Genomic DNA, 13,805 nt, shown 5'->3' on the forward strand with positions numbered 1-13,805 from the left:
GAAGCCTGTCATTTCTTCACCGGCCGTCGGACGAGGACGCATAAAGCAAGCCTGCTTCCGACAGACTCGTACGTCATGGTGAGCGAACCATCGGACAGATAGGCTCGAAGGGTAGTAGTCGATGCTAATCTCGATCGCCCGCCCACTCGCAGCCGTCGACGCGACGGACATGACGCTCAAACAGCCTACGTTCAGCACTCCGGCTTTCCGAGCACATCCAGAAAAGCCCGCACCTTCGCACTCAACAAACGACGTGAGCTATATAGCGCCCAGATCGCGACGGCCGGACCCGCATCCTCCCCCAACGCGACCAGCCTGCCCGCAGCCACATCCGGCGCAACGAGCAACCCAGGCAGAAGCGCGGCGCCCGCACCATCCAGCACGGCTTCGCGTATCAATAAGAGCGACGACATACGCAGCACCGTCCGTGCTTCGATGGTGCGTGACGTGCCATTGGCGGTACGAATTTGCCAAGGCGTGTCGTTTGCGGTGGAAAGCGTAATCGCAGGCAGCGACGTGGGAAGTTCATCGCTGCCGAATAGCGAAGGCGCAGCAACCAGCACGCGCCGGTCGGTCGCAATCTGACGGCCCATGAGTAGCACGTCGGCCGCCGGATTCACGCGTATCACGAGGTCATAAGCGTCTTGCACGGGATCGACCAGACGGTCCTCGGCGACGAGCTCCAGTTCGACTTCGGGATAAGCAAGCGCGAACCGGGCAGCCACACGCGCAAGCACCGCATGTGTGAACACGACGGGCCCGCTTACGCGCAGCTTGCCGCGTGGCACGGGCGCACGTGAGGCGATCGATTCGCCGAGATCGGCGATATCCGCGAGCAGTCCGTGCGTTCCCTGATGCAGCGCCTGACCGTCCTCCGTGAGCCGCAACGTGCCCGAGCCGCGCTCGATCAGCCGCACGCCGAGCTCCCGTTCGAGTTCGGCGACGCGTCGCGAAAGCGTGGCTTTCGGCCGGTCGAGCTTGCGCGCGGCGGCCGCGAAACCGCCATATTGGGCGACGGCGTTGAAATCGGCGAGAGCGATCAGGTTCATGGCGTTCCATCCGTGAGACGGGGCGTCTTGTTTTAAGGGCTTCCGACTCGAAAGCGGAACGCCTATCGTATCAACACCGGGCCTCTTGACGGCCCGATCAACTCGAAAACTGGAGAATCAACATGGCTATTCTCGTTACAGGAAGCACGGGCGTGATCGGCACGCAGGTCATCGAACAACTCGCGCGGCTGGATGGCGGCGTCGAGGTGAGGGCGCTGACGCGCAAGCCCGCGGACGCGAAGTTTCCGGCGCACGTCAAGCCAGTGCAGGGCGATCTGAGCGGCCTCTCTTCGTTTGCAGCGGCGCTCGCCGATATCGACACGCTGTTCCTGCTCGCGCCGAACGCTGCCGACGAACTCACGCAGGCCCTGCAGGCTTTGAGCCTTGCGCGCGAGGCGGGCGTGAAGGGCATCGTCTATTTGTCGGTATTCAAGGGCGACGAATATGCGGATGTGCCGCACTTCACGAGCAAGCACACCGTGGAGCGCATGATCGAGCGTGAGGCGCTGCCCGTCACCGTGCTGCGTCCGGCGTATTTCATGCAGAACGACGTGCGCCAGAAAGAGCCGCTGCTGAACGCGGGAATCTTCGGCATGCCTATCGGCGATAAAGGGATTTCGATGGTCGATGTGCGCGATATCGGTGAGGCGGCCGCGCGCGAATTGCTCCGACGCGAACACGCAACCGACGCGCTGCCCGCCGAAACGTACGACCTCGTCGGACCGGAGGCGATCACTGGGACGAGCGTCGCGGCTATCTGGACCGAAGCCTTGCAGCGCCCCATCCGTTACGCGGGCGACGACCTCGCTCCTTTGCAGGCAAGCCTCAAGGCGGCACCCGAATGGCTCGCATACGACATGCGACTTATGATGCGTCGCTATCAGCGGGAAGGCGCGGTGGCAACGGCCGCGCAGATCGAGCGCCTGAGCGCGCTGTTGCAGAGGCCGCCGCGGTCGTATCGCGACTTTGCGCGGGAGACGGCGAGCGGCTGGCTCGACGCTTGAGCGGACGGTTCAGGCGCGCAGATTCCACTTGATGATCGCGCGGGTGTCGCGCTCGAAGCCGAGCACGCTCATCGACGCGGTATCGAGCACGAGATGCGCGCCGAACGTGGCCGTGCCGGTGACCCACTGCGCCGCGAGCACGCGCAGAAAGTGCGCGTGCGAAAAGATGGCGATATGCGTCTTGCCGGAGCCAGTCAGCCGGTCGATCACGGATTGCGCGCGGCGTCCGATATCGGCGGCAATCTCGCCTTGGGGCATGGGGGAAGTCCAGACCGACCAGTCGGGAATCTCCTGGCGGATATCGACGGTCTTCCTGCCTTCGTAGATGCCGTAGTCCCATTCGTGCAGCGACGGCTCGACCTCGGCTTGATCGCCGAGACCCGCGAGCTTGCAGGTCTCCCGCGCGCGGCTCATCGGACTCGTGAGCACGAGATCGAACGACTGGGCGGCGAGCACGGGTGCGAGCGCCGATGCCTGCTTGCGGCCTTCGTCGGTCAAGGGGATATCGGTCGAGCCGGTGTGCTGGCCCGACTTGCTCCATTCGGTTTCGCCATGCCGGATCAGCCAGATATGCATGCTGTCGTGGGGTTTGGAATCGGCCATGATGTGGATAGAGTGGTTCGCGCACACGCGCGGCGTGGCTTGCATGGTAAGGGTTATGGGAGCGTTTGTCAGAGGCGGTGCGAAAGAAGGTGCCGCATGACTATCACGGCGCGGCATCCGAGCTCGTGCTGCCGTTCCTGCGCAAAAACACCCACGCATTAAACCCCGCCCCCATGAACATCAACACGCTCGTCATCGCGAACACCGAATGCATGCCCACGTGCGCCGCGATGAAGCCGCCCGCGAGCGGCCCCGTCACCTGTCCGATGTATTGCGCCGAAGTCGCATAGCCGAGGATATAGCCCGCCGCGCTGTCCGGCACGCTATGACGCACCACGCTAGTGATGGCGGGCAAAAGACCGCCGAGCGCAAGCCCCATTAGAAAGCGCAGCACGACGAGCTGCGTGCCGGTCGTGACGAAGATCTGCGGAATCAGCAGCACGCCGCATAACCCGAGACACGCGACGATCACCTTCGTCGCGCCGATACGGTCCGCCAGCCGCCCGACGCGAGGCGCGGCGAGCACGCTACCCAGCGCGGCGGCGGACATCACGAGGCCCGCGACCAGCGTCACGTTCTTCTGGTCCTGCACCAGTTGCGACACGTACACGGTGATGATCGGTTCGATCGACATGTTGGCGAACATCAGCAGCATGGCGCTCGCGAGCATCGCGATGACGGGCGTAAGCTTCGGCACGTCGCGCCAGCCGCTGCTGCGCGCGCGGCCCGGCGAACCCTTCGCGCCGTCGGGCACACGGCGCTCTTCCTTCACGAAGAGCGTCGTCATGATGAACGAGCAGAAAATAAGGCCGCCTGCAAGAAAGAAGGTCGAACGGATGCCTATCAGCCCAGGCAGCAGCCCGCCCACGAGCGGGCCGACGAGATTGCCCGCCATCATTCCCGACGCGTGCGTGCCGAGCGCCCACGCGGTGCGGTGCCGTGGCGTCTGCGTCGCGATCATCACGATGGCGCCGCTCGCATAGCCGCCGACGAGTCCCGCGAGAAAGCGGATCGCCACCAGTTGCCAGACCGTCTGCACGACACCGAGCAGCGACATGGTGATCGCCATGCCGAGACTCGCGCGGATCAAAATCGGCTTGCGGCCATATCGGTCGGCAAGACGCCCCCACAAAGGCGCGACGAGACCCGCCGCCAGAAAGGTCGCGCCGAACGCGACGCCCGACCATTGCACCGCGCTCTCCACGGAGGCCGCGCCTAACTGCTGCACGTAAAGCGGCAAAAAGGGCAGGAGGAGCGTCATCGCCATGATGGTGGTGAACGAACCGAACACGCAGACGTAGAGATTGCGTTGCCAGTGCAGCGAGCCATCGGCGTGCGGCGGAACAGTAGCGGACATGTGGATGCGGACAGGAGAGTGAAGTCGAGTTCCCGTGAATGTCGCAGATTTCATGGCGATGCGCTTGGCCACGACGACGCGGCATGCATCGTGCAACGGCCCTGGGCGCGTTACGATGAACGCGCCACGAGTCCACGACCGATGGAGAACGCCGAGTGAAGATCGCGAGTTTCAACATCAACGGCATCCGCCCGCGCCTGTCCGCCCTGCTCGGGTGGCTCGAACGCGAGGAGCCGGATATCGTCTGTCTGCAGGAGCTGAAAGCAACCGATGCGCAGTTTCCCGCCGCCGATATCGAGAAAGCGGGCTACGGCGCGCTGTGGCACGGTCAGGCATCGTGGAACGGCGTCGCCATTCTTGCCAAGGGCGCGGAACCGATCCTTAGCCGGCGCGGATTGCCAGGTGGCGAAGACGACACACATAGCCGCTACATCGAGGCCGCAGTCAATGGTTTGCTGATCGGATGTCTTTATCTTCCGAACGGCAACCCGCAGCCCGGCCCGAAGTTCGACTACAAGCTCGCTTGGTTCGAGCGCCTCAACGCGCACGCGGCCGCTTTGCTCAAGAGTGGCCATCCTGTCGTGCTCGCGGGCGATTACAACGTCATTCCCACCGACGAGGATATCTACAACACGCGCTCATGGAAAAAGGATGCGCTGTTGCAGCCCGAGAGCCGCGCGGCTTACGAGAAGCTGCTGGCGCAAGGTTGGACCGATGCATTGCGCAAGCATTATCCGAATGAGCGTATCTATACGTTCTGGGATTATTTTCGGCAGCATTGGCAGACGAACTCGGGTTTGCGCATCGATCATCTCTTGCTGAGCAAGGACCTCGCGCCGAAGCTGAAAGATGCGGGCGTCGACACGTGGGTGCGTGGCGAGCCGCATGCAAGCGATCATGCGCCAACGTGGATCGTGCTGAAGGAAGGGCGCGGAGGCGCGCGCCCGAAGAAGAAGGCGGCGGACGCTTGAGGCGCGTCAGCTCGATCTTTTCGATGCCGCGCGTGTTGCCTTCGTGACAGCGGTCTGCGCGCTCTGTGTGATCTCGCCGCTCGCATCGAGAATGACGCCGCTGGTTTGCTCCGCGGTTGTAGTCGCGGTGTCGGCGAGATCGGTGATGACGGCGCCCGTGGACTGCGCGGCTTCGGTGGCGTCGGTCGTGGCGGTATCGAAGAGACCCTTCAGTTTGATGCCATTTTGCTCATACTGACTGCGCACTTCGCCGACGACGTCAGCTTCCGTCGACGTGATGATCGACAACACATGCTGTCCGTACGATGCCGCTTTCTGCGGGAACTGCGCGAGCATGATCGACTGCCAGCCGAAGACATCGCCGGCGCTGGCTTCATCGCCCGCTTTCAGAAGCGCGTTGCTTTCCTCGACCATTTTATTGACGGTCTGCACGTTGAGTTCGGCGAGCGCCTGCATGGTGCTCGCGAATCGGCCGCTGATAGTGAGAAACGCCTGTAGATTGGCGCGAGCAAGCGATGGCATCTGGTAGGCGAATTGACCGGGGTATTGGAACATTTGGCGCTCCTTGTGAAAGTTGAAATCGCTTGACACTGTGGCGCCGCTGGCAGCGACAGCGGCATGCGCGTGTGATCACGGTACAGCCTTGCGATCTACACAGGCCGCGTGACACAAGTTACGCGCCGTCAGAATCAGTCTGACGAAGCTAGGCAATGCCGGTTCCCGCTTCGCCAGAAAAAAGACAAGCGCGCTCGTTCGGTTTCTCTCAAGACGGAACCGGCGCGGCCTTTTTGCTCGCCAGCTCATCGCGCAATTGTAAAAAGCTTTCAAATTTGAATGATCGGTCGCATTTCAACAACATTTCCGTTCGCTTTCGCAAAAGGCCGCTTGTACATTTGCGCCCTAGTTCAGCCCGTATGGCAAGCAGGTATGAATCGGTCACCAAGGACCGATGAGCTTGAGGCCAAGGCACGATCACTAACGACCTTTGCAACACGTGCGTCAAGCGCGTTCACGTATTTCGATGAGCAAGTTTGCCGTTCAATGGAAGCTACCAGTCGCAGACTGGGCCACCGCGCCATATGGTTCGGTGAGTGCGGTCGAGCTCGCGGAAATCGATCCGATGACACGCCGGCGTCTGAGCTCGCTCTCCAAAGCAACGCTTGCCGTTGCAGAGCGATGCATGCAAGCGTGCGGCGCGGCGCGGCTGGTTTTCTCGTCGCAGCACGGTGAACTTGGCCGCACCACGCAGATTCTCGAAGCGATCGCGACGCAAGAGCCGGTGTCGCCGACAGCGTTCAGTCTTTCGGTGCTAAACGCAATGACGGGCGTTTCGGGTATCGCGCGAAACGACCGTTCTGCGGCGACGGCAATCTCCTCTGGCGCGCAGTCGCTCGGCTATGCGCTGCTGGAAGCGTATACGCAATATCGCCTTGATCCGGGCTCGCCCGTCGTGCTCGTGTATGGCGACGAACGCGTTCCGCCGATGTACGGCCTCAACGAAACAGGCGCAGATGCACATGAGGCAATCGCGCTCGTGATCCAGGCCAACGCCAGCTCATACCTCGAATGTACGATGAACGCGCCGGGTACGCGTACCGAGGGAAAGCGATTTGCCAGCCACGCGCTTGCAGTGCGGCATACGCTCACCACGCGCGAGCCCGCATCCTGGTCCGCAGTCGATACCCGCGACACGGCCGACGCATCGATCACTCACGTCTGGCACTGGCGGTGGCTCGATGGCTCGCAGTGAAGGCGCATGTCCGTTGCGCGCTCGTGTGAGCTTCGCGTGGCGCTGGATCGCGACGGGCCTCATATTTTTGTCGTTCGGAATGTGCGGCGCGGCGTTCTCTCTCTTGCTGTTTCCGCTCACGCTTGCGTGGCCGCATCGTACGTCGGCGCAGTTTGTGTCGACCAGAATCGTGCATCTTTATTTCCGTGCGTTGACGGCGCTCTTGCAAGCGATTGGTGTGATGCGTCTCGAAGTCGATGCAAACGTGCGCAATATCAAGCGTGGCGCGATCATCGTGGCGAACCATCCCACTTACCTCGACGTGATGATTCTGCTCGCGTTGATTCCTTCGGCATGTTGCGTGGTCAAGCATGCCCATTGGCGCAACCCGTGCTTTTTTGGAATCGTGCGCGCGACCCGTTATGTGAGCAATCGTGACCACGCAACGCTGATCGAGGAGAGCGTGCAACGCCTTTGCGAAGGCTACTCCATGATCGTCTTTCCCGAGGGCACGCGCAGCCCCGCGAATGGCGGCTTGCATCCCTTCTCGCGTGGCTTTGCACATATGATGCTCGCCATGCACGCGCATGCTGACGCACCATCGACATCCATCGTTCCTGTCGTGCTCACTTGCGACCCGCCCGTGTTCACCAAGGAACGACGCTGGTATCACGTGCCGCGTCGCCCATTCTGCTTTCGCGTCTCGTTGACTGGCGCGCTGGATGCGCGCCAGTGGTCCGCACCCGATGCGGCTCCTGCCGTTGCCGCACGCGTCCTCGCAAGCGGTATTCAGAACCATATCTCTCAACATCTACTCAAGCATGAATTCCCTCAAGCTGGAAATTAAGACCTTGATGATCGAGGCTCTCGATCTCGAAGGCATGACACCTGACGACATCGACGACAAAGCCCCGCTTTTTTCAACCGACGGCGTTGGACTTGATTCAATCGATGCGCTCGAGGTCGGCATCATTTTGCAAAAGCACTACGGGCTCAAGCTGGCAGCCAATGATCCGCAGTCGCGCGAGCACTTTCGCTGCATCGAATCTCTGGCAGCTTTCGTGGAAAGTCAGCGCAAGGAAGCCGCTGAGAGTTCGAAAACACAGACAGCATTTACGGGAGCCGCGGCATGACGCATGACGAAATCCTTAATCGCATGCGCGAGATTTTTCACGACACCTTCGGTATCGAACCGTCGCGCGTTACGCCGCAAGCGCATCTCTTCGAAGAACTCGATCTCGACAGCATCGATGCGGTCGATCTCGCAATCAAGCTTCAGGAGATGACGGGCCGCCGTATCAAGCCTGAAGAGTTCAGAAACGTGCGCACCGTCGCGGATGTCATCGCGGCGGTGGAGTCACTGTTGAAGGCCTAGCGCGGCTGACATGGAAACCCGTGCACGTATTGCACCGACAGGGACGGCAGTCGACGCTCCCGCACCTTGGAGGCGGGCAATTGCTTTCTTGCTCAAGCTCGGCTATCCGGCCGTGATCCTTTGCGCATGGCGTCTTGGCGAGCCACGCTTCGCGGGTCTCGCGCTCCTCGCCGTCCTCTGGCTACAGCGATGGCTCGGCGCGGGCGCGCTGTCTTCCATGCTCAAAGAACTGTCGTCGCTCGACTGGTGCGTGATGCTGATCTTGAGTGCCGTGTCGGCGTCGATCGCCATATCGGGCAGCGTGATTGCGCTGCGCATGTATCCCGCGGTCGTCAATCTAGGGCTCTTTGCCGCGTTCGCGGCGACGCTCGTGCGGTCGCCTTCGATGATCGAACGTTATGCCCGCCTGCGCGAGCCGAATCTGTCGGCGGCTGCCGTCAGGTACACGCGCGGTGTAACGAAAATGTGGTGCGGGTTCTTTATCGCGAATGCTGCGTTTTCAGCCTATACGGCCTGCTGTTTTTCGCATGATGCATGGGCGCGCTACAACGGTCTCGTGGTGTATGTGCTGATCGGTGGGCTGATCGTAGGCGAATTCGCATGGCGTCATTGGATCATCAAGCCGGTTCGACAAGCCTCAACGCAATGATCCTGATGTCTCTCAACGCGCTACTTAATGCAGCGGCGGACCGGCCGGTATGCGCCGACGGTCCACTCCTGATCCGCATGCGGCAGTTTCGTCAGCGCGTAGCAACGCTCGCGGCGCATTATTCGACGATGCAGGAATCGCGTTACGCGCTCTGTCTTGCGGACCCGTACGACTTCACGTGTGCGTTGTTTGCGCTGCTTGTCTCGGGCAAGCTGCCGGTTATTCCCGCGAATGCGAGTGCCGGTCATCTTGCGGGCCTGTCTCTCGCCGATACATTCGATATCGTCATCGATCATCTCGAAGCCGGCACGACCGAAAGTCCCGCCGATGCCACGTTCACGATGCCGCGCGATGCTTCCTTCGTCATGTACACGTCCGGCACGAGCGGCACGCCGAAAGCCGTGCACAAGTCGCTTGGCGAAGTCGATGCCGAAGTACGTGTGCTTGAAGCGAAATGGGGCGAGCGGCTCGATCAGTCGTTGGTGCTGGGAACGGTGCCGCATCATCACTTATATGGGCTCGTCTTTCGCGTCTTGTGGCCGCTCGCTGCCGGCCGCCCGTTCGATCGCACGACCTGCACCGAACCTTCCGGACTGAAGGCCCGTATTGATGTGCACGGCGCTTGTGCAATCGTGGCGAGTCCCGCGCAATTCGCACGATGGCCGGAACTCGCCAGCTTCGATGCACTTTCGTTCACGTGCGTGTTCTGCGGGGGAAGCGCGCTCGCTTCGTCAGCGGCGGCGCGCTACGCGCAGTCAAGCGGAATGTCGCCCATCGAAATTTATGGCAGTACCGAAACCGGCGCGCTCGCTTGGCGTCGCCAGGATGAAAGCGAAGCATGGGACGCGCTGCCCGACGTTCAGGCGTCGCAGGGCGAAGATGGCCAACTTCTCGTCGCCGCAACGCGATTTGCCTGTGACACCAACGGACATTACGGCACCAACGACGCCGTTCGCTTCGACGCCGACGGCCGCTTCCATCTGGTCGGACGGCTCGACCGAATCGTCAAGCTGGACGGCAAGCGTCTGTCGCTAAGCGAGATCGAGACATGCCTCGGGCAGCATCCGTTCGTCCGGCAAGCGGCCGCTGTGAAGCTCGCCGCGACAGACATGCGAGCGCGCGAACGGCTCGGCGTCGTTGTCGAGTTGTCGAAGTCCGGAGCGCGGGCCTGGCAAGGCATGGGCCGTCATGCGATGTCGTTGCTCCTGAGTCGTCATCTCGCGGAGCATGTTGCCGAGGTGCCGCGTCGCTGGCGCTTTCGCGCATCGCTGCCTTTCGACGAACGCGGCAAGCTGCCCGCCGCAGTGCTCGCGCGCGAGTTCCTTGCCGACGCATATTCGCCCGACGTGTTCGCTGAAATCGTCAATGGCGATACGGTCGAATACGACCTGCAGATACCGGCGAACCTCGTTCATTTTTCAGGCCATTTCCCGGGTATGCCCATTTTGCCGGGTGTCGTCCAGGTCGATTGGGCCATCGGGTTTGCCACGCGTCGCGTGCGGCATGCGCGCGAAGTCGCGTCCATCGAACGGCTCAAGTTTCTGGCGCCCGTGCGGCCACGAGCGCTACTGTGTTTGCGCCTCGAACACGACGCTGCGCGCTCGCGCGTGCGCTTCGACTATCGGATGAACGACCGTAGTTGCGCTTCTGGGGTGATCGTCTATCGGAGCGACGACGCATGAGCACGAAGGCTTGCATCGTCATTCCCATTTTCGATCACGGCGAGCCGTTGGCCACGACGCTCGGGCCTTTGCTGACGCACGGTTTGCCTATCATTCTCGTGGACGATGGCAGTGGAGCAGACACGCGGCGAAGACTGGACAAGCTCTGCCTGCAATACGGTCCACGCGTAAGTCTGTTGCGCTCGAAAAAAACAGCGGCAAAGGTGCGGCGGTGATGGCGGGTCTGCGTGCGGCGCAAGCCCTGGGCTACACGCATGCCTTGCAGATCGATGCAGACGGCCAGCACGACGCGAGCGATATCCCGCGCTTTCTCGCGGCCATGCATGACACGCCCGATACGCTCATCCTCGGCCGTCCGGTCTACGACGATTCCGTGCCGAAAGCTCGGCTCTACGGCCGTTACGTGACGCATGTCTGGGTGTGGATCGAGACGTTATCGCTCGACATCCGCGATTCGATGTGCGGATTCCGTCTGTATCCGCTCGCGCCGGTATGCGCGCTCATCGACGCGGTGAGAATCGGCCCGCGCATGGACTTCGACATCGAAGTGCTGGTGCGTTTGCACTGGCGAGGACTCCGCGTCAGGACCATTCCCACGCGCGTCATCTATTCCGGAGATGGCGTCTCGCACTTCCACGTGTGGCGTGACAACGCGCGGATCAGCGCAATGCACGCGCGTCTGGTCATGGAGATGATTCCGCGCGCGCCCGTCCTCATCGCAAGAAAGCTGCGCGGACGAAGCGACAAAACGAGATCGAAGTCAATGTCATGGTGGAGCGCGCCCGAACGCGGCAGCGCGCTCGGCATTGCGGTGTTGGCATGGTGCTGCCGCGTGCTCGGTGTGCGCTTCGCCGGGTTGCTGCTGCATCCGGTTGTCGCGTATTTCGTGCTGACGAGCAGCGCGGCGCGGCGCGCATCCGCGCGATATTTCACGCATCTTGCCGACGCATCGCCGTCCGCCGATACACCCCATCCCGGATGGGCAAGCGCCTATCGTCATGTGTTGTCGTTCGCCCGCTCGGGGCTCGACAAACTCGCGGGATGGTCGGGTCAGATGCCGTTGAACGCCATCGAGATCGAGGACCGCGAGGTCTACGATGAAATCGTCACTAGCGGCAAGGGAGCGCTCGTGCTTGGGTCGCACCTGGGCAACCTCGAAATGACGCGGGCGCTTGCTGCGCGCGATGCTCGGTCGCGGGTAACGGCGGTGGTCCATACCGAACACGCGCAGCGCTTCAACGCCATGCTGGCGCATGCGAGCAGCGAGTTCCGCGAGCGCATGCTGGAAATCGGCAGCGTTGGACCGGATACCGCCATCGCGCTCAAGTCACGCATCGATGCGGGAGAGATTCTCGTGATCGTCGGTGATCGGGTGCCGGTGGGCGAGCACGGCCGGACCGTCGAAGCCTCGTTCCTCGGCGAGTCGGCGCTCTTTGCGCAAGGGCCATACGTTCTGGCGCATCTGCTTGGATGCCCCGTGTATGTGTTCGTCTGTGTGCGCGAAGGTGGAAGGCATCGTCTTTATCTCGAACGGTTCGCTGAGCGCATCGTGCTGCCTCGCCAAAAACGCGAAGCTTGCATCGCGCAACATGCACAGCGCTATGCCGAACGGCTGGAGCATTATTGCCGCAAGGCGCCTTACCAATGGTTCAATTTCTTCGATTTCTGGCAGCGCCCGACGCGTCCCGTCTCCGGCCAAGTCTCCAAGCAAGAAGGACGTATGCATGACTGAGCTTCGTTCGTTGCAGGCAGACGCGTTTATCGAAGTGCCGTTCCACGATGTCGATGCCATGCAGGTCTGCTGGCACGGCAACTACCTCAAGTATTTCGAGGCTGGCCGTGCGGCATTATTGCGCGCGTTCGATTACGACTATCCGGCGATGCGCGTATCGGGTTATGCGTGGCCTATCGTCGAGTGCCAGCTCAAGTTCGTTCGTCCCGCTGTCTATGGCCAGACGCTCAAGATTCTTGCAACGTTGATCGAGCACGAGAACCGGCTGAAGATCGCCTACGAGATAACGGACGCGAGCACAGGCGTCGTGCTCACCAAGGGCCACACGGTCCAGGTCGCGATTGAGGAGGCCACCGGCGCGCTGCAGTTCGTTTCGCCGGCCATTGTGTTCGACAATCTGGAGCGCGTATGGTCACGTTCAGCCTGAGCCGGCGGCGCGCAATCTTCTCGGCGTTGCTCGTCTTCACGATGCAGTCGGTGCAAGCCCTTGCCGCGACTGGCAGCGACGCGCTGGTGCGCGAGATTGCGACGCGACTTGCAAAAACGGATGCTCTGCGCGCGCGCTTCACGCAGACGCGAACGCTCGCCGCCATGAAAGCGCCGCTCGTCAGCCGAGGCGATCTGCTCATGATGCGCGAAAGCGGGATTGTCTGGCGCATCCGCGAACCCTATCAGACCACGTTCGTCCTGGACGAAACGGGTGTCACCGAACTCGATGCAAATGGTGCGCGCGCGGGACGACGCAAGAACGGCATGCGGGCGTCGGCGGGCGCGTCGCAGGCCTCCGCGATGGTTCGCGCGATTCTCGCGGGCGATCTCTCATCGCTCTACTCGCAGTTCGACATACAGGCGAGCGGCACACCCGACCGATGGACCATGTCGCTCACGCCGAATCAGCCGCAATTGCTGCAGATGATCGCGAACGTGCGAGTTGAAGGTGGCGCATTTCTCAGCAATGTGCTGATTACATCGCCCAATGGCGACACCACGTGCTTCGAGTTCGGCGCTGTAACGCCGCTCACACGGTTTTCCGAAGCCGAGCGCGCGCTGTTCGAGGCAGTTCGATGAAGCACGCTTCGCGATCGCGTGGCGCGATACTGCTGCTCTGGCTCGCGGTGACCGTCACGGCGTGCGTTTATTGCGCAATCCGCTTTGCTGGCTCGTCGCCGATGCAGACGGACTTGCTGGCGCTTTTGCCGCGAACGGAAGCCGATCCGGTTGCGGAACAGGCGGTGAACCGTCTCGCCGCATCCATGGGCGATCGCGTTTTCTTCGTGCTGGAAAGCGCCGATGACAAAGCGGCCAAGTCCGCCGCCCGCGCATTCGGACGCTCGCTTGCCGAAGACGGCGAGCTGCGCCATGTGGTCGCGGAGTTGCCCAGCTTCGATCTGTCCCAAATCGCGCGGTTCTATCTTCCGTTTCGATTCGGTTTATTAGGCGACGAGGATCGCGCGCTGCTTGCCAAAGACAAGTTCGCCGCGCACGACATGCTGGCGCGCCGGCTGAACACGCCGATGCACATGGGAATTTCCACCGCGCTTGCCGACGATCCCTTCGGCGTGCTGCAACGCTTCCTCGCGGCGCTTCCCCTCTCCAACGCCAACGTCACGGTCGAAGACAATCTCCTGATCGCGCACCGTGGATCGGCCACAAG

15 protein-coding genes and 1 pseudogene are annotated in these 13,805 nt (G+C 61.9%); 11 read left to right on the forward strand and 5 right to left on the reverse strand.

Annotated elements, in window-relative coordinates; translation table 11 throughout:
* Nucleotides 1–191: 191 nt before the first annotated feature.
* A complete protein-coding gene (locus P9292_RS15040; protein ID WP_309959787.1) occupies nucleotides 192–1,049 on the reverse strand; it encodes a LysR family transcriptional regulator in 858 nt (285 codons plus the stop codon).
* A 122-nt stretch (nucleotides 1,050–1,171) separates the two neighbouring features.
* Between P9292_RS15040 and P9292_RS15045 the strand changes: the two genes are divergently transcribed.
* Nucleotides 1,172–2,053, forward strand: a complete 882-nt coding sequence (locus P9292_RS15045; protein ID WP_309959790.1) for an NmrA family NAD(P)-binding protein — start codon at nucleotides 1,172–1,174, stop codon at nucleotides 2,051–2,053.
* Between the two features lie 9 nt (nucleotides 2,054–2,062).
* On the opposite strand, the gene P9292_RS15050 is transcribed toward P9292_RS15045, so the two are convergent.
* Together P9292_RS15050 and P9292_RS15055 are read right to left on the reverse strand one after the other, a co-directional pair.
* A complete protein-coding gene (locus P9292_RS15050) occupies nucleotides 2,063–2,701 on the reverse strand; it encodes a histidine phosphatase family protein (protein WP_309959792.1) in 639 nt (212 codons plus the stop codon).
* Nucleotides 2,702–2,759: 58 nt separating this feature from the next.
* Nucleotides 2,760–4,013, reverse strand: a complete 1,254-nt coding sequence (locus P9292_RS15055) for an MFS transporter (RefSeq protein WP_250467497.1) — start codon at nucleotides 4,011–4,013, stop codon at nucleotides 2,760–2,762.
* Between the two features lie 155 nt (nucleotides 4,014–4,168).
* Here P9292_RS15055 and P9292_RS15060 point away from each other — a divergent pair, with 155 nt between their 5' ends.
* Nucleotides 4,169–4,984, forward strand: coding sequence for an exodeoxyribonuclease III (locus P9292_RS15060; protein WP_309959794.1), 816 nt, complete (start codon nucleotides 4,169–4,171; stop codon nucleotides 4,982–4,984).
* A 6-nt stretch (nucleotides 4,985–4,990) separates the two neighbouring features.
* On the opposite strand, the gene P9292_RS15065 is transcribed toward P9292_RS15060, so the two are convergent.
* Nucleotides 4,991–5,539 carry a phasin family protein gene (locus P9292_RS15065; RefSeq protein ID WP_250467495.1) on the reverse strand — a complete coding sequence of 183 codons (549 nt, stop codon included), beginning with the start codon at nucleotides 5,537–5,539 and terminating at the stop codon, nucleotides 4,991–4,993.
* A 466-nt stretch (nucleotides 5,540–6,005) separates the two neighbouring features.
* Between P9292_RS15065 and P9292_RS15070 the strand changes: the two genes are divergently transcribed.
* From P9292_RS15070 to P9292_RS15110, 9 genes and pseudogenes are all read left to right on the forward strand, one after another.
* The gene (locus tag P9292_RS15070) at nucleotides 6,006–6,734 is read left to right on the forward strand and encodes a beta-ketoacyl synthase chain length factor (RefSeq protein ID WP_309959796.1); all 729 of its coding nucleotides are present in this window, start codon (nucleotides 6,006–6,008) and stop codon (nucleotides 6,732–6,734) included.
* Nucleotides 6,735–6,747: 13 nt separating this feature from the next.
* Complete coding sequence (locus tag P9292_RS15075) at nucleotides 6,748–7,560, forward strand: 1-acyl-sn-glycerol-3-phosphate acyltransferase (RefSeq protein ID WP_309964038.1); 813 nt, start codon at nucleotides 6,748–6,750, stop codon at nucleotides 7,558–7,560.
* Entirely contained in the window at nucleotides 7,535–7,846 is a 312-nt protein-coding gene (locus P9292_RS15080) for a phosphopantetheine-binding protein (RefSeq protein ID WP_309959798.1), read from the forward strand. The genes P9292_RS15075 and P9292_RS15080 overlap by 26 nt, the downstream gene beginning before the upstream one ends.
* Nucleotides 7,843–8,088: an acyl carrier protein gene (locus P9292_RS15085; protein ID WP_309959799.1), complete on the forward strand. Its 246-nt coding sequence runs from the start codon at nucleotides 7,843–7,845 to the stop codon at nucleotides 8,086–8,088. The genes P9292_RS15080 and P9292_RS15085 overlap by 4 nt, the downstream gene beginning before the upstream one ends.
* Nucleotides 8,089–8,098: 10 nt before the next feature.
* Nucleotides 8,099–8,737: a hypothetical protein gene (locus P9292_RS15090; RefSeq protein ID WP_309959801.1), complete on the forward strand. Its 639-nt coding sequence runs from the start codon at nucleotides 8,099–8,101 to the stop codon at nucleotides 8,735–8,737.
* Nucleotides 8,689–10,419 carry an AMP-binding protein gene (locus P9292_RS15095; protein ID WP_309959803.1) on the forward strand — a complete coding sequence of 577 codons (1,731 nt, stop codon included), beginning with the start codon at nucleotides 8,689–8,691 and terminating at the stop codon, nucleotides 10,417–10,419. The genes P9292_RS15090 and P9292_RS15095 overlap by 49 nt, the downstream gene beginning before the upstream one ends.
* Nucleotides 10,416–12,151 (forward strand): annotated as a pseudogene (locus P9292_RS15100) (glycosyltransferase family 2 protein). Before P9292_RS15095 ends, P9292_RS15100 begins: the two are co-directional and overlap by 4 nt.
* Nucleotides 12,144–12,578 (forward strand): thioesterase family protein, encoded by a 435-nt coding sequence (locus P9292_RS15105; protein WP_309959805.1) that lies wholly within the window; start codon nucleotides 12,144–12,146, stop codon nucleotides 12,576–12,578. Before P9292_RS15100 ends, P9292_RS15105 begins: the two are co-directional and overlap by 8 nt.
* On the forward strand, nucleotides 12,560–13,219 hold the full coding sequence (locus P9292_RS15110; RefSeq protein ID WP_309959807.1) for an outer membrane lipoprotein carrier protein LolA: 660 nt from the start codon (nucleotides 12,560–12,562) through the stop codon (nucleotides 13,217–13,219). The genes P9292_RS15105 and P9292_RS15110 overlap by 19 nt, the downstream gene beginning before the upstream one ends.
* 365 nt (nucleotides 13,220–13,584) lie before the next feature.
* Here P9292_RS15110 and P9292_RS15115 read toward each other — a convergent pair whose 3' ends face one another.
* Entirely contained in the window at nucleotides 13,585–13,788 is a 204-nt protein-coding gene (locus P9292_RS15115) for a hypothetical protein (protein ID WP_309959809.1), read from the reverse strand.
* Nucleotides 13,789–13,805: the final 17 nt, after the last annotated feature.

The sequence above is a fragment of the Caballeronia sp. LZ001 genome (assembly GCF_031450875.1).
In the GTDB taxonomy this organism is placed as follows: Bacteria; Pseudomonadota; Gammaproteobacteria; order Burkholderiales; family Burkholderiaceae; genus Caballeronia.